Here is a 21,680-nt window from a genome sequence, read left to right on the forward strand (position 1 = left end):
GTCTGACACTCCGTCATCGCTGGCAGGCCAGCTCCCACAGAATCGTGCCTAGCCTGAAATTCCGTGAATTCCTATAACAAGAAACCGGAGAACAACCATGTCGTTAAGCGTGTTCGACCTGTTCAAGATTGGCATCGGCCCCTCCAGCTCCCACACCGTCGGCCCGATGCGCGCCGCTGCGCGTTTCGCCGAAGGTTTGCGCCGTGAAGGGCTGCTGGCCGCCACCACCTGTGTCAAAGTCGAGCTCTACGGCTCACTCGGCGCCACCGGCAAGGGCCACGGCAGCGACAAGGCTGTGTTGCTGGGCCTGGAAGGTGAACACCCGGACACCGTGAACACCGAAACCGTCGCCGCCCGTCTGCAAGACATTCGTGGCAACGGTCGCTTGAACCTGCTCGGCGAACACAGCATTGCGTTCAACGAGAAAGAACACCTGGCAATGATCCGCAAACCATTGCCCTATCACCCCAATGGCATGATCTTTCGCGCGTTCGACGCGGCGGGTCTGCAAATCCGCAGTCGCGAGTACTACTCGGTCGGCGGCGGTTTTGTGGTCGATGAAGACGCCGCCGGCGCCGACCGCATCGTCGAAGACGCCACACCGCTAACGTTCCCGTTCAAAAGCGCCAAGGACCTGCTCAGCCATTGCGCCACGTACGGTTTGTCGATCAGCCAGATAATGCTGACCAACGAAAGCGCCTGGCGCCCGGAAGCGGAAACCCGCGCCGGCCTGCTGAAGATCTGGCAAGTGATGCAGGACTGCGTCGACGCCGGCTGCCGTAACGAAGGCATTCTGCCCGGCGGTTTGAAGGTCAAACGGCGAGCGGCAGCGCTGCATCGGCAACTGTGCAAAAACCCGGAGTCATCACTGCGCGATCCGCTGTCGGTGCTGGACTGGGTCAATCTGTACGCCCTGGCGGTCAACGAGGAAAACGCCAACGGCGGACGTGTGGTTACCGCGCCCACCAACGGTGCAGCGGGCATTGTCCCGGCGGTTTTGCACTACTACATGCGCTTCATTCCCGGCGCCAACGAGGACGGCGTCGTACGTTTTCTGCTGACCGCCGCAGCCATCGGCATTCTCTACAAGGAAAACGCCTCGATCTCCGGCGCCGAAGTCGGTTGTCAGGGTGAAGTCGGCGTGGCCTGTTCGATGGCGGCCGGCGCCTTGTGCGAAGTGCTTGGCGGCACCGTGCAGCAAGTGGAAAACGCCGCCGAAATCGGCATGGAACACAACCTCGGCCTGACCTGCGACCCGATTGGCGGGCTGGTGCAAGTGCCTTGCATCGAGCGCAACGCCATGGGTTCGGTGAAAGCCATCAATGCGGTGCGCATGGCCCTGCGCGGCGACGGTCAACACTTCGTTTCCCTCGACAAGGTTATCCGCACCATGCGCCAGACCGGCGCCGACATGAAAAGCAAATACAAGGAAACCGCCCGTGGCGGTTTGGCGGTCAACATTATCGAGTGCTGATGCGCGCTCACTGCATCTGCACACTTTTTCAGGAGCTGGATATGTCCACCGAACAACTGTTGAAAACCCCGTTGCACGCACTGCACATCGAACTCGGCGCCCGCATGGTGCCGTTCGCCGGCTATGACATGCCGGTGCAGTACCCGCTGGGCGTCATGAAGGAACACCAGCACACCCGTGATCAGGCCGGGTTGTTCGATGTTTCGCACATGGGCCAGATCCGCCTGACCGGCGCCAATGCCGCCAAGGCCCTGGAAACCCTGGTGCCGGTGGACATCATCGACCTGCCAGTGGGCATGCAGCGCTATGCGATGTTCACCAATGAGTCCGGCGGCATTCTTGACGATCTGATGGTTGCCAACCTGGGTAACGACGAACTGTTCCTGGTGGTCAACGCCGCTTGCAAGGATCAGGACCTGGCGCACCTGCGTCAGCACATTGGCGATCAGTGCACTATCGAGCCGCTGTTCGAAGAACGTGCGCTGTTGGCATTGCAGGGCCCGGCCGCCGTCACCGTGCTCGCACGCCTGGCACCGGAAGTGGCGAAGATGACCTTCATGCAGTTCGCCCGCGTGAAACTGCTGGGTGTGGACTGCTTTGTCAGCCGCTCCGGCTACACCGGTGAAGACGGTTTCGAAATCTCCGTGCCGGCCGCCAACGCCGAAGCCCTGGCTCGTGCCCTGCTGGCCGAACCGGAAGTGGCAGCCATCGGCCTGGGCGCACGCGACTCCCTGCGTCTGGAAGCCGGCTTGTGCCTCTACGGCCACGACATGAACACCGAGACCAGCCCAATCGAAGCCAGCTTGTTGTGGGCCATCTCCAAGCCACGTCGCGCCGATGGCGCGCGGGCTGGCGGCTTCCCTGGCGCTGAAACCGTGTTCGCCCAGCAACAAGCCGGTGTCAGCCGCAAGCGCGTGGGCCTGTTGCCGCAGGAACGTACGCCGGTACGCGAAGGTGCAGAAATCGTCAATGAAGCGGGCGACATCATCGGCACCGTGTGCAGCGGCGGTTTCGGTCCGACCCTGGGCGGTCCTTTGGCCATGGGTTACCTCGACAGCGCTTATATCGCCATCGACACACCAGTGTTCGCAATCGTTCGTGGGAAAAAGGTGCCATTGCTTGTAAGCAAAATGCCATTCGTTCCACAACGCTACTATCGTGGTTGATTGACTGTTTCTATAAGTAACGCGGTTGCGTTAACAGTGCACTAATGTGTAACGCAACCGCCATAAAACAGTGCAGCGTTTCGATTATGAACTTGCCTTATAACGTTCGAAAACAATTGAACACCCCTATCGAATAAGCCAACGCTAGTACACGTACTACTGCGGCCAACCTGAGCAAAACCAGCCCTTTCGCGGGGCTTGTTTTTCCTCCCGTAGTTGGCGTAGAGTTTGTTCACTGTGTTTGCATGGGTCGCTTGGAATCGTGACCTGGGCAGTAGCCTACAAGTTAGCTACATCCCGTTCGACGTCTTCTTACTCTCCTGCAACCAGCCCCAGTACTCTTTCATGAGAAAGAGACTGTCATTAATTTTTGCGTCAAAGGAAATAAGAAATGTCCCAACGTCAGAGCGGTACCGTCAAGTGGTTTAACGACGAGAAAGGTTTTGGTTTTATCACTCCAGAAAGCGGTCCGGATCTGTTCGTGCATTTCCGCGCTATTCAGGGCAACGGCTTCAAGAGCCTGAAAGAAGGCCAGAAAGTGACCTTCATCGCCGTGCAAGGCCAGAAAGGCATGCAGGCTGACGAAGTACAAGCAGAAGCCTAACCTTCTGTTACGAAAAAGCCCCTGATGCTGACATCAGGGGCTTTTTTGTGCGCGTAAATCCGTAAAATGGCTTCTTTTTTCGTCGAGAGCCCTGCCATGTCGAAACACTTGCTCAACCCTCAGGGCGACTTTCCCGCCGCGACCCTGGGCCGTCGCCTGGCAGCGATGTTCTATGACTTCCTGTTATGCACTGCGCTGCTGATCGTCACCAGCGGCCTCTACAAGATGATTCAGATGGCAATCATCGGCGAAGACAAAATGCGCACCCTGACCGAAGCAGGCGCGCTGGACGGTGACCCGTTGCTGTCGACTGTGTTGTTGTTCGTGCTGTTCGGCTTCTTCGCCAAATTCTGGACCTGGTCCGGCCAGACTCTGGGCATGCAGGTGTGGGGCATTCGTGTGCAGAATGCCGATGGATCATCCATCAGCCTGTGGCAGGCGCTGCTGCGCTTTGTCGTGTCGATTGCGTCGCTGTTGTGCGTTGGCCTTGGGTTCTTTTGGTCACTGTTCGATAAACAGAAACGCAGCTGGCATGACATGTACTCGAACACGCAATTGGTTCGAATTCCGAAGAAGACCAAGTAATCCAGCCATACGAAAACCACTGTGGGAGCGAGCTTGCTCGCGATAGCGGCGCATCGGTCAACATTGATATGACTGACAGACCGCTATCGAGAGCAAGCTCGCTCCCACAGTTTTTGCAAATTGACTGAACAATCTCAGGCGTTACCGGCCAGCCTCATCCGCGCTGCTTGCGTAAAGTCGAGCATGCGCTTCAACGGGCGGATCGCCTGAGGAATCAACGCCGGATCAACAAAGATCTCGTTCGTCCCCTCCTTCAAGGCCTTCAGCGTCCGCTCAAGCGTGTTCATCGCCATCCACGGGCAGTGTGCGCAACTGCGGCACGCCGCGCCGTTACCCGCCGTTGGCGCCTCGATGAAGACCTTGTCCGGGCACAACTGCTGCATCTTGTAGAAGATGCCACGGTCAGTGGCCACGATCAGCGTCTTGTTCGGCAGGCTCTGCGCCGCTGCGATCAATTGACTGGTGGAGCCGACGGCGTCCGCCAGTTCGATCACCGAGGTCGGCGATTCAGGGTGCACCAGAATGGCCGCGTCCGGGTACAACGCTTTCATATCTTCGAGCTGCTTGGACTTGAACTCTTCGTGAACGATGCAGGCACCGTCCCATAGCAGCATGTCGGCACCGGTCTGGCGCTGGATGTAGGTGCCCAAGTGCTTGTCCGGGCCCCAGATGATCGTTTCGCCGTTATCCATCAGGCTTTCAACGATTTCCAGCGCACAGCTTGAAGTCACGACCCAGTCCGCCCGGGCCTTGACCGCTGCCGAGGTATTGGCATACACCACCACGGTACGTTCCGGGTGCTGATCGCAAAACGCCGAAAACTCGTCTACCGGGCACCCCAGGTCCAGCGAGCACGTCGCTTCCAGAGTCGGCATCAACACGCGTTTTTCAGGATTGAGGATTTTGGCGGTTTCGCCCATGAATTTCACACCGGCGACCACCACGGTCTTGGCCGGGTGAGCATTGCCGAAGCGGGCCATCTCCAGCGAGTCGGAGACGCAGCCACCGGTCTCTTCGGCAAGCGCCTGAATGACCGGATCACAATAAAAGTGAGCGACCAGCACCGCGTCCTGAGCCTTGAGCTCGGCAGCGATGGCAGCACGGTAATAGGCCTCTTCCTCGACTGTCAGCGGTTTGGGCTGCTTGGCGTCGAGGTGGGCTTGAACCAGAAGGCGTTCGGAAATCTGCGTCATGTTCGCAAGACCTGCAAGCGCTTACGCGCGAAAGTCGAGTATACACCTGGCTCTGGACCCTTCAGGGGTACCGCCGGGAGAGTGAGTGTTCATCAGGCATGGACAGCGTTGAAGCTGCGCAAGGCTACAGAATATCCCGATGATGCAAAAGATGATTCTGACCTGTGTCACGCAGTGCAGCCCCGAACGGGGTCGACCTTAAATCGCGGGCAAAAAAAAATCCGGAAATCCTCACTTGCGTGGGCCTTCCAGACTTTTAAAACTGCTACAAAAATGGTGGGTCGTGTGGGATTCGAACCTACGACCAATTGGTTAAAAGCCAACTGCTCTACCAACTGAGCTAACGACCCAAAAATGGTCGGGGTAAGGGGATTCGAACTCCTGACATCCTGCTCCCAAAGCAGGCGCGCTACCGGACTGCGCTATACCCCGGTTTGAAATTGGCTCCGTGACCAGGACTCGAACCTGGGACCCAATGATTAACAGTCATTTGCTCTACCGACTGAGCTATCACGGAACTACATATTTCAATTTACAACTGTGAAGCTTGCTTCACCTCTTCGACCCGTTCGCATCGCTGCGTTAGTGTGTCTGAGGCGCGCTATTCTACAATTTTAAGCACCTCTGTCAACCCCCTAAATTGCATTCAAGTTAATGATTTGCAACTTATTTCAGATTTCTGCTTGGGGAGCAGAAACCCTTCCGGGTGACTTACTGCGGGGCGCACTTTACAAGCCTTTTCCTTTAAGTTCAACAACCTGACGAAAAAAAGGCCTCGCAATGCGAGGCCTCTTCATTTTTGCCGTGGATGTGGATCAGGCGAAAACGATTTCGTCGTTCTCCACGACCCCTTTGGCGGTATCGCCGGGCATGAAACGACCCGACAGAATCAGCTGTGCCAGCGGGTTTTCGATCCAGCGCTGAATCGCCCGTTTCAGCGGCCGTGCGCCGTACACCGGGTCGTAGCCGACCGCGATCAGCTTGTCCATGGCCTCAGGGCTGAGTTCCAGCTTCAGTTCGCGCTCAGTCAAACGACTGCGCAGACGACTCAACTGGATCTCGGTAATGCCCGCGATCTGATCCCGCGCCAGTGGCTCGAAGATCACCACTTCGTCGACCCGGTTGATGAACTCCGGCCGGAAGTGCGTGGAAATCGCATCCATTACCGCCGCGCGCTGAGCCTCACGATCACCGACCAGCTCCTGGATCTGTACCGAGCCCAGGTTGGACGTCATGACAATCACAGTGTTCTTGAAATCCACCGTGCGGCCATGGCTGTCAGTCAGGCGACCATCTTCCAGCACTTGCAGCAAGATGTTGAACACGTCCGGGTGGGCCTTCTCGACCTCATCCAGGAGGATCACCGAATAAGGCTTGCGACGCACCGCCTCGGTCAGGTAACCGCCCTCCTCGTAACCTACGTAGCCTGGTGGCGCACCGATCAACCGGGCCACGGAATGTTTCTCCATGAACTCGGACATGTCGATCCGCACCATCGCCTCTTCGGTATCAAAGAGGAACTCGGCCAACGCCTTGCACAGCTCGGTTTTACCGACACCGGTCGGGCCGAGGAACATGAACGAACCGCTTGGGCGATTCGGGTCGGACAACCCGGCCCGCGAACGCCGCACCGCGTTGGAAACCGCGATCACCGCTTCGTCCTGACCAATCACACGCTGGTGCAACAGACTTTCCATCTTCATCAGCTTGTCGCGCTCGCCTTCGAGCATTTTCGACACGGGAATGCCGGTCCACTTCGAGACGACTTCAGCGATTTCTTCCTCGGTCACCTTGCTGCGTAGCAACTGGTTTTCGCTTTTGCCATGCTGGTCGACCATTTGCAGGCTGCGCTCCAGGTCCGGGATCACCCCGTATTGCAACTCGGCCATGCGGTTCAGGTCGCCTTTACGGCGTGCGGCTTCCAGTTCCTGACGGGACTGTTCGATTTTCTGCTGGATCTGTGCAGAACCCTGGACTTCGGCTTTTTCCGAGTTCCAGATTTCTTCGAGGTCCGAATACTCACGCTCAAGACGAACGATTTCTTCCTGGAGTTTTTCCAGACGCTTGATCGCCGCTTCGTCGCTCTCTTTCTTCAGCGCCTGGGATTCCACCTTCAGCTGAATCAGACGACGCTCCAGACGGTCCAGTACCTCCGGCTTGGAGTCGATCTCCATGCGGATGCGGCTGGCGGCTTCGTCGATCAGGTCGATGGCCTTGTCCGGCAGCTGACGGTCCGTAATGTAACGGTGACTGAGCTTGGCGGCGGCGATGATCGCGCCGTCGGTGATCGCCACTTTGTGGTGAACCTCGTAACGCTCTTTCAGGCCACGCAGGATGGCGATGGTGTCTTCTTCGCTCGGCTCGTCCACCAACACTTTCTGGAAACGCCGCTCGAGGGCCGCATCCTTCTCTATATATTGGCGATACTCGTTGAGCGTGGTCGCGCCGACGCAATGCAACTCGCCACGGGCCAACGCTGGCTTGAGCATGTTGCCCGCATCCATCGAGCCTTCGCCCTTACCGGCACCGACCATGGTGTGCAGTTCGTCGATGAACAGAATGATCTGCCCTTCCTGCTTCGACAATTCGTTGAGCAGGGATTTCAGGCGCTCTTCGAACTCGCCACGGTATTTGGCGCCGGCAATCAGCGCGCCCATGTCGAGGGACAGCAGGCGTTTGCCTTTCAGGCCATCTGGCACTTCACCGTTGATGATCCGTTGGGCGAGGCCTTCGGCAATGGCGGTTTTACCCACGCCAGGCTCACCGATCAGTACCGGGTTGTTCTTGGTGCGGCGTTGCAGCACCTGAATGGTCCGGCGAATTTCGTCGTCACGACCGATCACCGGATCGAGCTTGCCGTCTTCGGCGCGCTTGGTCAGGTCGACGGTGTACTTATCCAGCGCCTGACGCGATTCCTCGTGGTTGGCGTCGTTGACCGCTTCGCCGCCACGCAGGTTGTTGATCGCGTTTTCCAGGGCTTTTTTGCTGACGCCCTGACCGAGCAACAATTTGCCGAGTTTGCTGTTCTCGTCCATCGCGGCGAGCAGCACCAGCTCACTGGAAATGAACTGATCACCTTTCTGCTGGGCCAGTCGATCGGCCTGGTTGAGCAGGCGCGCCAGATCCTGCGACATGTTGACGTCGCCGGTCGGGTTCTGGATTTTTGGCAGCTGATCGAGCTCTTTGGTCAGCTCTTTGCGCAGGCTGTTGACGTCGAAACCGACCTGCATCAACAGGGGTTTGATTGAACCACCCTGCTGCTCAAGCATGGCTTGCATCAAGTGCGCCGGCTCAATGCCGGGATGGTCAAGACCGACGGCCAGCGATTGGGCGTCGGAGAGTGCTAACTGTAATTTGCTGGTTAAACGATCGATACGCATGGGTCACCTTCCTTTTGAGCAGGCCGGACCTATAAAACATCCTGAATGAAGAAACCTGCCAGATACCGTTATAGATGCGGTCGATTCTGGGAGTTTCAAGCGTCGTACAGTTGATGTAGATCAGAGAAGTCTAGTGTTCTAACCAGACAAGGGAGGCAAACCGACCAGTGCGTGGACTGCGGCGGTAAGAAAAGAAGCGCGGATCGGTCACGGTGCAGAAACCGCCGCCATATATAGCGGTAACGCCGCGAACAGCCAGACGCAAGCGCGCCAGCTCGTAGATATCGGCCATGAACTTGCCGGTATTTGCACTGGGCACAAAGGCTTTGGCGGCCTCAGGCAGTTGCTCGACGAAGGTTTCGCGCACTTCCGGGCCGACTTCAAAGGCTTGCGGGCCAATCGCCGGGCCGAGCCAGACCAGCACGTCTTCCGGTGGCACCGCCAGCGCGTCGAGCGTCGCTTCGAGCACACCCGCCGCCAACCCGCGCCAACCGGCATGGGCCGCTGCGACGCGAGTACCGGCACGGTCGCAGAACAGCGCCGGCAGGCAATCAGCCGTCATCGCCGCGCAGGCAATGCCGGGCGTTGCCGTCCAGCTGGCATCGGCAGTGGCTACCTGCTCGGGGTCCGCATGAGCCACGACAATGCCGTGAACCTGCTTTAACCAAGCCGGTTGAATAGAGAAATGATCGGTAAGGCGGCGACGGTTTTCGGCAACAGCCTCAGGGCTGTCGTCGACGTGATCGCCGAGATTGAGGCTGTCGAACGGCGCCAGACTGACGCCGCCCGCTCGGGTGGTGACGCAGGCTTTCACCCCGGCAGGCGCAGGCCAGTCGGGAATCAGCCAGTCACTCATCCGATGAACGCCTCGCGGTCTTGCTTGAGCAGGGTCAGCAACCAGACGAAATCATCAGGCAGTGGCGATTCCCAGCTCATGCGCTTACCGGTGGTCGGGTGATCCAGCTCCAGGAAGCGCGCATGCAGCGCTTGACGCGGGAACGTCTTCAAGGAATCGACCATGGTCTGGCTGGCTGCCGGCGGAATACGGAAACGACCGCCGTAGGCAGGATCTCCGACCAACGGGTAGTTGATGTGGGCCATGTGCACGCGAATCTGGTGCGTACGACCGGTTTCCAGCTTCACCCGCACGTGAGTGTGGGAGCGGAAACGCTCGAGCACGCGGTAATGGCTGACGGCTTGCTTGCCACCTTCCATCACGGCCATGCGCTGGCGTTGCTGGCCGTGACGACCGATCGGCGCGTTGATCTTGCCGCCTGCGGTCACCACACCGATCACGATGCACTCGTAGATACGGCTGACGCTGCGGCTCTGCAACTGTGTTACCAGCTGCGTCTGCGCTTGAATGGTCTTGGCCACCACCATCAGACCGGTGGTGTCCTTGTCCAGGCGATGCACGATACCGGCGCGGGGCACATTGACGATGTCCGGCACGTGGTGCAGCAAGGCGTTGAGCAAGGTGCCATCAGCGTGACCGGCAGCCGGATGCACCACCAGGCCCGCAGGCTTGTTGATCACCAGGATGTCGTCATCTTCATAGACGATATCCAGCTCGATGTCCTGAGCGATCCATTCGCCCTGAGCTTCCTGCTCGGCAGTCAACTCAAGAATGGCGCCACCGTGAACGATGTCTCGCGGGCGGATAACCGCCCCATCCACAGTCAGGCGGCCGTCTTTGATCCAGGCGGAAAGGCGCGAGCGCGAGTGCTCAGCGAATAATTGTGCGGCGACTTGATCGAGGCGTTGGCCGCCCAATTCGGACGGCACCTCTGCGCGAAGTTCAATTTTATCGGACATGCTCAGACTAGGCGTCGGCACAGCCTTTGGTTTCGGCTGCGCGCTTGTGGTTAAATACGGCGTCTTTTGCCCCGAGGCTATTCAACGGGGCGCTCATCATAACAGGACGGCCCCGCCCAAGACAGCGGCCGTCATAGGGACGCAAGCCGCCATGCAAGTGAAACACCTGCTGCTGATCGCCATCCTCGCATTGACCGCTGCTTGCTCATCGAAGGAAGTCGTAGACGAAAACCTGAGCGAAGTCGAGCTGTACCAGCAGGCACAGCGCGATCTGGACAACAATAGCTACACCGCCGCCACAGCCAAGCTGAAGGCGCTGGAGTCGCGTTATCCGTTCGGTCGCTACGCCGATCAGGCTCAACTCGAACTCATCTACGCCAACTACAAGAACACTGAGCCTGAGGCTGCGAAGTCTGCCGCCGAGCGTTTCATTCGTTTGCACCCACAGCATCCGAACGTGGATTACGCCTATTACCTCAAGGGCCTGACCTCTTTCGATCAGGACGTCGGCCTGCTGTCGCGTTTCCTGCCGCTGGACATGACCAAGCGTGACCCGGGCGCTGCTCGCGACTCCTACAACGAGTTCGCCCAGTTGACCAGCCGCTTCCCGAACAGCCGCTACTCGCCGGACGCCAAGCAGCGCATGATTTACCTGCGCAACCTGCTGGCAGCCTACGAGATTCACGTCGCCGACTATTACCTGACCCGTCAGGCCTACGTCGCTGCCGCGAACCGTGGTCGTTACGTCGTGGAAAACTTCCAGGAAACCCCATCGGTCGGTGACGGCCTGGCGATCATGACCGAAGCCTACCAGCGTCTGCACCTGGACGACCTGGCGGCCACCAGCCTCGAAACACTGAAGCTCAACTACCCGAACCACCCAACCCTGGTGGACGGTCAGTTCGTGCCGTCGGTCGACGAAGCCGACAACCGTTCGTGGCTGAGCAAGGCCACCCTGGGCCTGATCGAGTCGCGTCCACCACTGCCGCCGGGTGAAACCCGCGCCAACCAGGACGTGCAGAAGCAGTTCCAGGACGCCAAGGACGCGATCCCGAACGATCTCAAGCCTAAAGATGAAAATGGTGACGTGATCGAAGAAGAGGAACACGAAGCGGAAGGCAATAACAGCGATCGCTCGTGGTTCAGCTACATGACCTTCGGTGTGTTCGACTGATACACCGGGTTGTGCAAAAAGGGAGACTCTTGAGTCTCCCTTTTTATTTCCGCGATTTATTACGCTGTGCGCCCGTCATCTCCTTGGCTAAACTGCAGAATCACTCGTCATAAAGCAGCTCCCCATGCTTCGTTTACTGTTCTGGATCGCCCTTATTGCCGCTGCGGTATGGTTCTGGCGCAAGTTCAAGGGCCAGGCCTCTGCGCCCAAGTCCTCTGCCGAGCTGGAGGCGGCGCCCATGGTTCGCTGCGCCCATTGCGGCGTACACCTGCCCCGCGACCGCGCGCTGAGCCTTCAACAACAGTGGTATTGCAGCCAGGCTCATCTTGAGCAAGGCCCGGGCTCCAGTGATCGCTGAGACCTCCAGTCCCGGCAGCAAACAGGCTCAGCGACTGCTGCGCCTCTATCACCTTTACCGTCTAAGCGTCGGCATCACTCTGGTGCTGCTGATTTCCAGCAACCTGGACAACCAGTTGCTGACGTTCGCCAATGACAACCTGTTGCGCAGTGGCAGCTGGTTGTACCTGGTGCTGAACATTTTGTTGGTGGTCTTCTTCGAGAACACCCGCCGCCCGGCGCAACTGTTCGGGCTCGCGCTGATTGATGTCTTGCTGCTATGTGGCCTGTTCTACGCCGCTGGCGGTGTCGCCAGCGCCATCGGCAACCTGCTGATCGTCTCGGTGGCTATCAGCAATGCCTTGCTGCGAAGCCGCATCGGCCTGCTGATCGCCGCCGTCGGTGCGCTCGGCATCGTCGGGCTGAGCTTTCTCCTAAGCTTCAGCCATCCCGCCAGCCCCAACGATTACCTGCAAGCCGGCACCCTCGGCGCACTGTGCTTTGCCGCAGCGTTGCTGGTGCAAGGCTTGATCCAACGCCTGGAAGTCAGCGAAACCCTCGCCGAACAACGGGCCAGCGAAGTGGTGGGTCTCGAAGCCCTCAATGCATTGATCCTGCAGCGCATGCGCACCGGCATCCTGGTGCTCGATGACCAGCGCCGAGTGCAATTGGCCAACCACAGCGCGCTGGCCCTACTGGGCCGAGTCAATCTCGAAGGCCAACGGATCGACGACTGCTCGCCCGATCTGGTCGAACGCCTGCAACTGTGGCTGAACAATCCGACGTTGCGCCCCCAGAGCCTGAAGATCGCCAACAGTGGCCTGGAACTGCAACCGAGCTTCATTGCCTTGGCCCAAGGCCCACACCACCAAACCCTGGTCTTCCTTGAGGATCTCGCACAAATAGCCCAACAAGCCCAACAACTGAAGCTCGCCGCCCTCGGGCGCCTGACGGCGGGTATTGCCCACGAAATTCGCAATCCTCTGGGCGCCATTAGTCATGCCGCTCAGCTATTGCAGGAATCGGAGGAACTGAACGGCGCGGATCGACGTCTGACCCAGATTATTCAAGACCACTCTCAGCGAATGAATCGGGTTATCGAAAACGTCCTGCAACTGTCCCGCCGCCAGCAAACCGTGCCGCAACGACTCGATCTGAAGCCGTGGCTGGAACAGTTCGTTGCGCAAAGTCGCGAAGGAGCGATCGACAGTCAGCAGATTCACCTGCACATCGATTCAGGCGAATTCAATACCCTGATGGACCCGAACCAGCTCACGCAGATTCTCGACAATTTGTTGCGTAACGCCTGGCGTCATAGCGCACAGGCGCACGATCAGGCTCAGGTCTGGCTCGATTTGTTTGTCGACCCCGTCAGCCAGTTGCCAATCATCGAGGTTCGCGACGATGGCCCCGGCGTAGCACCGGATCAACAGGTGCATTTGTTCGAACCGTTCTTTACCACCAGCGCCCAAGGCACCGGCCTGGGGCTATATCTGTCGCGTGAATTGTGCGAAAGCAACCAGGCCCGCCTAGACTTCAAGCCACGCCACGATGGCGGCTGCTTTCGCATCACCTTTGCTCACGGACGGAAACAAAGTTGAACATGAGCCCACGGCAAAAAGTCCTGATCGTCGACGACGAACCGGACATTCGCGAACTCCTGGAAATCACCCTGGGACGGATGAAACTCGACACCTTCAGCGCCCGCAATCTCGGCGAAGCCCAAGCGCTGTTGAAGCAAGAAACGTTCGATCTGTGCCTGACCGACATGCGCCTGCCGGACGGCACCGGTCTTGAACTGGTGCAACATATTCAGCAACGCTACCCAAACCTGCCGGTGGCGATGATCACCGCTTACGGCAGCCTCGAAACGGCGATCAACGCCCTCAAGGCCGGCGCCTTCGACTTCCTGACCAAACCGGTGGACCTCACGCGACTGCGCGAACTGGTCACCAGCGCCCTGCGCATGCCGGCACCGGGCGCCGCCATCGACCGACGGTTACTGGGCGACTCGCTGCCCATGCGCAGCCTGCGTAAACAAATCGACAAACTGGCCCGCAGTCAGGCGCCGGTCTACATCAGTGGCGAATCCGGCAGCGGCAAGGAACTGGTCGCCCGACTGATCCACGAACAAGGACCGCGTGCCAACCAGGCGTTTGTCCCGGTCAATTGCGGGGCGATACCGTCGGAACTGATGGAGAGTGAGTTTTTCGGCCATCGAAAAGGCAGCTTCAGCGGCGCTATCGAAGACAAGCCCGGGCTGTTCCAGGCCGCCCAGGGTGGCACGCTGTTCCTCGACGAAGTGGCAGATTTGCCGCTGGCGATGCAAGTCAAACTGCTGCGGGCGATTCAGGAGAAAGCCATTCGCAGCGTGGGTGGTCAACAGGAGTCCGTGGTCGATGTGCGGATCCTCTGCGCCACTCACAAAGACCTCGACGCCGAAGTCGCCGCCGAACGCTTTCGCCAGGATTTGTACTACCGGCTGAATGTGATCGAACTGCGGGTTCCACCGTTGCGCGAACGCCGCGACGACATCGAGTCATTGGCCAGTCATGTGCTCAAGCGTCTGGCTGCCGGCAGCGGCCAACCCGCCACCAAACTCCACCCACAAGCGCTTGAAGCGCTGAAAAGCTATCGCTTTCCGGGCAATGTGCGGGAATTGGAGAACATGCTCGAACGCGCTCACACCCTGTGCGACAACAAGCAGATCGAAGCCAGCGACCTGCGGCTGGCCGAAGGCAATTGCAGCGCCGACAGCGGTGTGCCGGACCTGACGCAGATCGACAACCTGGAAGACTATCTGGACAACGTCGAACGCAAACTCCTCCTCCAGGCCCTGGAGGAGACTCGCTGGAACCGCACCGCGGCGGCTCAGCGATTGAATTTGTCGTTTCGGTCGATGCGTTACAGGCTGAAAAAATTCGGGCTGGATTGAGAGCCTCATCGCGGGCAAGCCCGCTCCCACAGGTTTTGCGTCGATTGAAAATATTCTGATCGACGCAATCCTTGTGGGAGCGGGCTTGCCCGCGATGGCGATATAACAGACACCGCGATTAAATTCGTCCGGTCGGCGCATACGGCGCCGGATCAATGATCGGCGCCCTGCCCAGCATCACATCCGCAAACAACTGGCACGACGCCGGCGCCAGCACCAACCCGTTACGGTAATGCCCGCAGTTGAGCCACAACCCATCGAAACCCGGCACCCGGCCGATGTAGGGGATGCCCTCCGGCGAGCCCGGTCGCAGCCCCGCCCAATGCCCGACCACCTCGGCCTCCGCCAGCGCTGGAATCAATTCCACCGCAGACGCTTTCAGACTGTCAAGCGCAGAGCCGGTCGGCGTCTTGTCGAAGCCTTCATGTTCCAGCGTGCTGCCAATCAGAATGTGTCCATCCCGACGGGGAATCGCATAACGCCCCTTGGCCAGCACCATGCTCGGCAGGAAGTCCGCCGAGCACTTGTAAAGAATCATCTGCCCTTTCACGGGCTCAACCGGCAACGCCAGGCCCAGGCTTTTGAGCAAATCACCGCTCCAGGCGCCAGCCGTCAGCACCACCTGATCACCGTGGATCGCGCCCGACGAAGTCTGCACGCCAACGACTTTTTCGCCGTCACGAACGAAACCGCTGACTTCGCACTGTTCATGAATCGTCACATTCGGCAGCGCCAGCAAGGCCGCCTTGAGGGATTTCACCAGCCGCGGATTGCGCACGTTGGCCACGTCGGCCATGTAGATCGCCCGAGAGAAACCGGCACCCAGGACCGGCACCGCATCATGCGCAGCCGAGATATCCACAGCCCGCAGCGGACGGTTTTCCCGCTCGGCCCAGGCCAGCGCCTCAGCTTCATCATCCAGGTCCAGCCAATACAGGCCGGTGGTGTGCACCTCGGGATCAACCCCGGTCGCGGCAAACAGGCGCTCGCCCAGCTGTGGATAAAAGTCCTGAGACCAATGGGCCAGCGCGGTAACTGCCGGGCTATAGCGCCATGGGTAAAGCGGCGAAACGATGCCACCGCCGGCCCATGACGACTCCTGACCGACATTCGAACGGTCCAGTAGCACAACGCTCTGTACCTCGGACGCGAGATTGAACGCCGTCAGCAGGCCAATCACACCGCCGCCGACTATCACCACTTGCTGTTGCATGGTCATGTTCCGATCCAACCGTTAAATAGACAGGAGGCGCAAAAGGCGCCCGAAAAAAATCAGCGACCCCAGCAATCTTTGGTGGTCAGTCCGGCCGTCGCATTGACCATGCTTCTGACGCCGGTGTTGGTGATGGTGAAATCGCCACACTTGTCAGTCGCCATGCTGCCGGCCTTGCGGGTAGCGGTCAGCAGGAAGGTCTGGTCGGTCAGGGTCGGGGTGATGGTGTAGTAGTCATTGCCGGTGCTCAGGCCGACTGCACCGGTGTAGACATTACTCTTCGAGTAAAACCGTTCGAGCATCTGCGCCTGTTCGGAGAGCAGCCCGGCCACTTCAGCCCGGCGGCCCTTTTTCACGTATTCGGTGAGGCTCGGGTAGCCAATGGTGATGACGATCCCGATGATCGCAATCACGATCATGATTTCGATCAGGGTAAAACCTCGGTTGGATCTGCGCATGCCTCAACTCTCACTTACTGAATTTGTCGCCACATGATGCGACGGCTGCCACCGCCGCCTTTTTCGGTCAGCGTGGTCACCGTGCCACTGGTATCGCCCACGTTCTTTTTGGTTCCACCGTTGAAGATGTTGTTCACAATCGGAATTCCACTCGTCATGATCACACCACTGGAAATAGAGTCCTTGCTATCGATCAGGCCATCGTTCGTGGTATCGAGCACCGCGTAGTTGAGCATCTTACCGCTGAACGCATCCAGCTCGACCACTTTACCAGTGCCGAAACTGGCACAAGGATCCGTGGTGTCCACAATGGCCGTGGTAAATACGATTCGCCCCAATACCAGAGCCGCCTGGTTAATCACCCGTTCACCGGTCAATACGCTGTTGTAGACCAGTGGCAAATACCAGCCTTTCTCCGCCGGATACGTCACTTCGTTCTGGCTGGTGGTGATGAACTGCCCCGTGCTTGCCGAGAACACGCCCGTCACCGACTGGACCTGCAAACTGGACGTTGTGATCTGCCCGGAACCACCGTCAGCATCCCATACTGCATAGAACGCCTGCAGATCCTTGTTGGTCTTGTCGACGGTCTCGTTAAACTTTCCGGTGCCGAAAAACACCACTTTACCGCCCAGTGGATTGTCTGCCAGCAATGGCTGCGCGGTGATCGGCTGGGTGGCGCCGCCCGCCGTTGTGAACAACGGTTTTCCGGAAAACGCCACGCCCCAGGTATCGGTGGTGGCACCACTCAGATCAAACTTCCATAGCCGTCCTTTCAGGTCGCCACCATAGGCCGCCTGCACCACATTCTGCGAATTGACCTTGAGCTCCACCGAAGACAGGCCGTTGGTGGTTTCCGTGCTGTCGATGACGATTTTCTTGATCAACGACCCATCGCGGATATCCACCACGTACAACGCCGCCACGCCCGAATTGCTGCCGTAGCCGTTGGAGATGAAGGCCGCCCAACGACCATCCGCCAAGCGTGCCACTTCCGGGCGAGCATAGGCATAACCCAGATCATTGAAAACGTTCGCCGAGTTTGCTGTGGCGGGTGCACTGATTTCCCACAACGCCTTGGTCACGTTACCGGCCGAAGCGTCAAACAGCTGCAGGGCGTAGAACGTTTTGCCGCCCGCCCCTGTCCCGCCGAGCGCCAGGGTTTTCCAGGCACTGTTGAGTTGTGCATCGAATACGCCTATTTGACCGTCGACCAGAAACTTGTGGCTGACGCCGTTGATGTAAGCGGCATCGGCGATATAGCGCAACGATGGCAAAACACTGGAAGGCATGTAGGCATAACGCCTGGCGCCGTTACCGGAGTTGATGACGCTGACAAAACCGTCATTGGCGTTGACCACCAGGCTGGTGTCCATGTTGCTGGTTTTGGTGGCCAGATAAGTGCTGTAGCTGGTGTCGCTCACCAGATCGGTTGCGGTTTTTTCCGTCGGCGAGGCCAGCACCAAAGGCGAATTGATGATGTCGCCGAGCAACACGCTGCGTGCTTTCAACCCGGTCTTGTTGGTGCCCTTGCTCCACTCCACGAGGTCGCTGCCCGTGATGCCGGTGGGCAAGCCCTGATTCAGCACTGTCTGCTGTGTCGGGGCGAAATTGGTGTAAGCCAAGGTGACGGGCGCATTGCTCACGGTGTTCCACGACTGGTAAACAGGCGCTGTGGCGCCGGGCACGATGGCCGTGTCAGTCGTCCACTGCACCGTGGAAGTATTAACCGAGCCGGTGGAGGTGAACCCGAAGGATTTGATGGTGCCACGCCAATCCTTGGGGTCGTAACTGGTCTGGTAGTAAGAGGAGCCGACCCCGACAATTGCGCTGCTGGTGGTGCCGCCCCCCCCGGAACCGGCTTTCGATGTGATGTCGCCCAGCGCCGATGACAACGCGCTATTGAGGCCGGCGCTGTCCGTCGCCTGGTAGTACTTGCCCTGACCGTATCTGGCGGCGTCCGACAACATCTGATTGGCGGCAGTGAAGCCTACGGTGTAGGTGTTCATGTTTTGCGTAGGGAAATCTGCGGCGTTCCAGTTCTTGCCCGCGATGTCGGTACCGGTGGTGCGCATGTCGATGTCGAAAGCGAACTTGGCGATGTCATCCAGGTACAACGTATCCCCCTCGCCATCACCGGTGAGGTTGTCGCCATCGTTCGCGCTGTTGCCGTCCCAGTTCGGCAAACGGCTGCCACCGAGCGGGTCGCTCGGGAAGCTCCGGTCGAACGTAGGCAGGCCATCGGTGATCACCACGCCGTAATTTTTCTGGCAGCGATACTGGATCGGGCTGGTGTAAGTGGTTGGCGTCGAGTTGTAGAACGGCGCCATGCCGCGCATGTACCGAGTGATCTCGTAATAGGTTTCCGCCAACGGAGTATTGGCGATGGCACTCAAACCGTTGATCGAAGAGATCAAGGCGTTGTAGTTGGTGTTCGCCTGGGCCTGGGTAACGCTGCCACTGACGGGAGACAGATCACTGATCGCGCGGGCTATAAAACCACCGGGGCCGGAGTTGCTGCTGATCGGCGGGTTGAATGTCGCCAGGCCTATTCTCAATGAGCGATTGCTGGTAACCAGATTGGTGGAAACATCCTGCGCAACACTCATGCGGTAATCATTGGGGATCGCACCGGTACCCGTGGTGAAGTCCCGGCTCGAACCGTTGGCCAGTGTTACCAGATAAGACAAATAGTTAGCCGTGTAACGTGTGTTTTCATTGCCCACCGGGTCGGGCAGCTTCAGGCATATCGATGACAGTCCCAAGAAGCCCCGATAAAAACCGTACCAGTTGCCATTGGTGGAGCAACCGCCACGATTGAGGCTCGACAAGGCGATGTTGGTATCGTCCATGTCCAGACTCTCACCGAACACACACGAGCTGTTCGAACTGCAATTGGCAATTTGCGGGCGGCTGACCGTCGGATCGAAACCCGGCGCCCAAATGATGTTGTTCATGCTCCCCGAATCATCGATCAGCAGCATCACGTTGGGCGGAACCGCCGCAGCGCTCAACAGGGGTGAGTCCGAAGGCGTGAACGCGTACGCGGGGGCGGACAGGTACAGACCCAATGCAGCGCCAGTCAGCAACCGCCAGATCCCTGAACACCTATTCGAACTTGGCATAAATGCTCTCCACCACACTGCGCACGTTATTGCCCAAGATGGCCACTGCCGTGACCCGATAAAGCGTCGCAGAGGTGTTGCTCGGCACATTCACGGCATTCTTCGCGGTGCCGATGTTCTGTACCCCGTAGAAACCGTTGGCAGCCGCGACCCAGGTAACCCCCGAGAAGGCATTGAGACCGGCAGCCGTAATGGTCGATGACTCGGCGGGCGGCAAACATTGATTGCCGCTGCAAACCGGCAATGTATAGGTATCGAGCTGAACCGCACTTTCGCCGATACGCAACGCGGCTTCGGCGATCTGGAAGGACTGATTGCGCAGGGTCACGCTGCTGGCCATTTTTTCCTGCAGGGTCGCGTTTTGCATCGATGAAATGCCAATCAGCGTCAGCAACAGAAGGAACACCAGACTGACCAGCAGCGCCATGCCGCGCTGGGCGCGAGGGGCGGCGGGAGAAAAATTCATCGGCCCTCCCCTCATGGCAAGCGGTTGCGCAAAGCGGCAACCACGTTGAAGGTTTGATCGCGCACGCGACTGTTTGGATCTCTCAGCGTCAGCGTCAGGCGCACGCTACGGATTCGCGCAGGGTCGGACGGATTGGGGCTGTAACTGGAAGCAGACGTGTCGGTGGCCGACGCAGCGAGGCCGAAACTCACGTCGAATTTGCTGACGTTGTCGACAAGCACTGCCTGAGTCGGCGTACCGATGCCACTGCCCATCGTCAATTGGCCGTTCTTGAGGCTGTAGATCAGCCGCCGAATCGGAAACGCCACTTGTCCTGTCGCAGGGTCCTGCTTATTGGAGTAGGCCGTCGCCGTGTTTCGGCAATCCGAAACCACCGTCCAGGTCGGCGTACCGCCACCCGCTCCGACATCGGCGGTCACCAGGGTCAGCTTGAGGGTGGGATTGTCCCAGCTGATCGGTGTTACCTGGCTGGCGGTGAAACTAGCCCCGGCGCTTGCATCCGTTATTGTTCCCAGACAACCAAACATTCCCACCATGCGAATTTCCTGAATCAGCTTGCTCAGCACGAAACGCGCGTCTTCCTGCATGTTGGCCGCGGCGTTTTGGCTGACATAAGTGTTTTTGGCTGCGATGAAAATCTGCGCCACGCCGAGCACCACGACCAGGCTCAATGCCAACGCGATCAACATTTCGATCAGGCCAAAACCTTTGTTGAGCCGCTTCATGGCGTCGCCACCGGATCGACAGCGGCGCGACTGGTCAGCACAAAGCTGCGACGGGAGTTGGCGGTGTTGGCTGCCCGTGAGTCGTCCCAGGTGATAGTGATGGTGTAAACCCGCTGATTGAGGGTGACGCTGCCCGTAGCGGTGGCGCCGAGAATACTGACGATATTGGAGGTGAAGTCGTAGAGGTCCTGATCCCGGGCAACGTTGAGGTTGCCCGACGTCGGCGGCGTGACAGTGTAATCGGCGCCGGAGTTGGCGCGAATGCGGTCCATCATGTCGTAGGCGATAAAGCTCGCCTGGCTGGTCATCCGCGAACTGTCGGTGTACTTCAACGCATTAAGCTGAAACGCCGCGGCCCCCAACAGACCCACACTCAGAATCAATAACGCCACGAGAACCTCGATCAGCGTCATGCCCTCCTGTGCACGCTTGCTCCATCCCCTCATCCGCAACTTCCACCCAATAGAATTCGTCCGTTCAAACACACATTCAGCGTCCTGCTTTGCGCCCCCAGTACGTAGCTGATCACCACCGCCGTGGACGGTGCCGACAGACCGCCCAGATTGTTGAAATCGATGGCGGTCACTCCTGAGGTTAGCGTCAGAGTCGCACCGCTGCTCATCGCGGGAACAACCCGCAATACATTCGCCGCATTGCCAGTACCGTCATAGACCGCCAGTTCCCCGGTCCAGACGCTGCCGCCCGCCGTCGGCCGCACCCGAGTGGTGACACCGCGGTCGATGGCTTCAAGCCGGGCGAAATTCAAAGCGCGCTGCAGGTCGCCGATCTCGGTGTCGGCCTTGGTGCCCTGCACCGAACGGGTAAACGCCGGCACTGCGAGGGTGATCAGAATCAGAAAGACCGCAAGCGCGACCAGCAACTCGATCAGCGTGAAACCTTTTGTACGATGATCCATCGATGCCCTCCGTTGCCGTCGGCTATACCTGCTGTTACACGCTAGAACATTCGACCGACAGATGTCGGTTGTTTTGTCATTACTCGCGCAAGGATTGCGCGGGCTACCGCATTCC

19 protein-coding genes and 3 tRNA genes are annotated in these 21,680 nt (G+C 58.8%); 8 read left to right on the forward strand and 14 right to left on the reverse strand.

Annotated features, from left to right (window positions below; translation table 11 throughout):
- The first annotated feature begins 97 nt into the window (after window positions 1–97).
- The 4 genes from Q7W83_RS24010 (at window position 98) to Q7W83_RS24025 (ending at window position 3,829) form a co-directional block, all read left to right on the forward strand.
- The gene (locus tag Q7W83_RS24010; protein WP_150633192.1) at window positions 98–1,474 is read left to right on the forward strand and encodes an L-serine ammonia-lyase; all 1,377 of its coding nucleotides are present in this window, start codon (window positions 98–100) and stop codon (window positions 1,472–1,474) included.
- Between the two features lie 41 nt (window positions 1,475–1,515).
- On the forward strand, window positions 1,516–2,640 hold the full coding sequence (gene gcvT / locus Q7W83_RS24015) for a glycine cleavage system aminomethyltransferase GcvT (protein ID WP_150633193.1): 1,125 nt from the start codon (window positions 1,516–1,518) through the stop codon (window positions 2,638–2,640).
- Window positions 2,641–3,031: 391 nt separating this feature from the next.
- On the forward strand, window positions 3,032–3,244 hold the full coding sequence (locus Q7W83_RS24020) for a cold-shock protein (RefSeq protein WP_007977299.1): 213 nt from the start codon (window positions 3,032–3,034) through the stop codon (window positions 3,242–3,244).
- A 96-nt stretch (window positions 3,245–3,340) separates the two neighbouring features.
- The gene (locus tag Q7W83_RS24025; RefSeq protein WP_150633194.1) at window positions 3,341–3,829 is read left to right on the forward strand and encodes an RDD family protein; all 489 of its coding nucleotides are present in this window, start codon (window positions 3,341–3,343) and stop codon (window positions 3,827–3,829) included.
- Between the two features lie 134 nt (window positions 3,830–3,963).
- Here the strand turns inward: Q7W83_RS24025 and nadA are convergent, their stop codons facing one another.
- The 7 genes from nadA to rluD all read right to left on the reverse strand — a co-directional run bounded on the left by nadA (window position 3,964) and on the right by rluD (window position 10,217).
- Entirely contained in the window at window positions 3,964–5,022 is a 1,059-nt protein-coding gene (gene nadA, locus Q7W83_RS24030; RefSeq protein ID WP_150633195.1) for a quinolinate synthase NadA, read from the reverse strand.
- A gap of 274 nt (window positions 5,023–5,296) precedes the next feature.
- A tRNA-Lys gene (locus tag Q7W83_RS24035) sits at window positions 5,297–5,372 on the reverse strand.
- Window positions 5,373–5,377: 5 nt separating this feature from the next.
- Window positions 5,378–5,454: transfer RNA gene (locus Q7W83_RS24040), tRNA-Pro, on the reverse strand.
- Between the two features lie 9 nt (window positions 5,455–5,463).
- Window positions 5,464–5,539: transfer RNA gene (locus Q7W83_RS24045), tRNA-Asn, on the reverse strand.
- A 298-nt stretch (window positions 5,540–5,837) separates the two neighbouring features.
- Window positions 5,838–8,402: an ATP-dependent chaperone ClpB gene (clpB, locus tag Q7W83_RS24050; protein WP_150633479.1), complete on the reverse strand. Its 2,565-nt coding sequence runs from the start codon at window positions 8,400–8,402 to the stop codon at window positions 5,838–5,840.
- A 130-nt stretch (window positions 8,403–8,532) separates the two neighbouring features.
- Complete coding sequence (gene pgeF, locus Q7W83_RS24055) at window positions 8,533–9,258, reverse strand: peptidoglycan editing factor PgeF (protein WP_150633480.1); 726 nt, start codon at window positions 9,256–9,258, stop codon at window positions 8,533–8,535.
- Window positions 9,255–10,217 (reverse strand): 23S rRNA pseudouridine(1911/1915/1917) synthase RluD, encoded by a 963-nt coding sequence (gene rluD / locus Q7W83_RS24060; RefSeq protein ID WP_150633481.1) that lies wholly within the window; start codon window positions 10,215–10,217, stop codon window positions 9,255–9,257. Before rluD ends, pgeF begins: the two co-directional genes overlap by 4 nt.
- Window positions 10,218–10,368: 151 nt before the next feature.
- Between rluD and Q7W83_RS24065 the strand changes: the two genes are divergently transcribed.
- From Q7W83_RS24065 to Q7W83_RS24080, 4 genes are all read left to right on the forward strand, one after another.
- Window positions 10,369–11,391 carry an outer membrane protein assembly factor BamD gene (locus Q7W83_RS24065; RefSeq protein WP_150633482.1) on the forward strand — a complete coding sequence of 341 codons (1,023 nt, stop codon included), beginning with the start codon at window positions 10,369–10,371 and terminating at the stop codon, window positions 11,389–11,391.
- A 124-nt stretch (window positions 11,392–11,515) separates the two neighbouring features.
- Window positions 11,516–11,749, forward strand: a complete 234-nt coding sequence (locus tag Q7W83_RS24070) for a PP0621 family protein (protein WP_150633486.1) — start codon at window positions 11,516–11,518, stop codon at window positions 11,747–11,749.
- Window positions 11,739–13,328: a sensor histidine kinase gene (locus Q7W83_RS24075; protein ID WP_150638311.1), complete on the forward strand. Its 1,590-nt coding sequence runs from the start codon at window positions 11,739–11,741 to the stop codon at window positions 13,326–13,328. Before Q7W83_RS24070 ends, Q7W83_RS24075 begins: the two co-directional genes overlap by 11 nt.
- A gap of 2 nt (window positions 13,329–13,330) precedes the next feature.
- On the forward strand, window positions 13,331–14,662 hold the full coding sequence (locus Q7W83_RS24080) for a sigma-54-dependent transcriptional regulator (RefSeq protein ID WP_150633488.1): 1,332 nt from the start codon (window positions 13,331–13,333) through the stop codon (window positions 14,660–14,662).
- A 118-nt stretch (window positions 14,663–14,780) separates the two neighbouring features.
- Here Q7W83_RS24080 and thiO read toward each other — a convergent pair whose 3' ends face one another.
- From thiO to Q7W83_RS24115, 7 genes are read right to left on the reverse strand one after another with little or no spacing between them, the layout of a single operon-like run.
- Window positions 14,781–15,881, reverse strand: a complete 1,101-nt coding sequence (thiO, locus tag Q7W83_RS24085) for a glycine oxidase ThiO (RefSeq protein ID WP_473657354.1) — start codon at window positions 15,879–15,881, stop codon at window positions 14,781–14,783.
- A 53-nt stretch (window positions 15,882–15,934) separates the two neighbouring features.
- The gene (locus Q7W83_RS24090; RefSeq protein ID WP_150633490.1) at window positions 15,935–16,333 is read right to left on the reverse strand and encodes a type IV pilin protein; all 399 of its coding nucleotides are present in this window, start codon (window positions 16,331–16,333) and stop codon (window positions 15,935–15,937) included.
- A gap of 14 nt (window positions 16,334–16,347) precedes the next feature.
- Entirely contained in the window at window positions 16,348–19,458 is a 3,111-nt protein-coding gene (locus tag Q7W83_RS24095) for a pilus assembly protein (protein WP_473657357.1), read from the reverse strand.
- Window positions 19,442–19,924, reverse strand: a complete 483-nt coding sequence (locus tag Q7W83_RS24100) for a pilus assembly PilX family protein (protein ID WP_473657360.1) — start codon at window positions 19,922–19,924, stop codon at window positions 19,442–19,444. Before Q7W83_RS24100 ends, Q7W83_RS24095 begins: the two co-directional genes overlap by 17 nt.
- Before the next feature lie 11 nt (window positions 19,925–19,935).
- The gene (locus Q7W83_RS24105; RefSeq protein ID WP_150638318.1) at window positions 19,936–20,649 is read right to left on the reverse strand and encodes a PilW family protein; all 714 of its coding nucleotides are present in this window, start codon (window positions 20,647–20,649) and stop codon (window positions 19,936–19,938) included.
- Entirely contained in the window at window positions 20,646–21,095 is a 450-nt protein-coding gene (pilV, locus tag Q7W83_RS24110; protein WP_150633494.1) for a type IV pilus modification protein PilV, read from the reverse strand. The genes Q7W83_RS24105 and pilV overlap by 4 nt, the downstream gene beginning before the upstream one ends.
- Window positions 21,092–21,565, reverse strand: coding sequence for a GspH/FimT family pseudopilin (locus Q7W83_RS24115; protein ID WP_150633495.1), 474 nt, complete (start codon window positions 21,563–21,565; stop codon window positions 21,092–21,094). The genes pilV and Q7W83_RS24115 overlap by 4 nt, the downstream gene beginning before the upstream one ends.
- Window positions 21,566–21,680 lie beyond the last annotated feature (115 nt).

The sequence above is a fragment of the Pseudomonas sp. 300 genome (assembly GCF_055803035.1).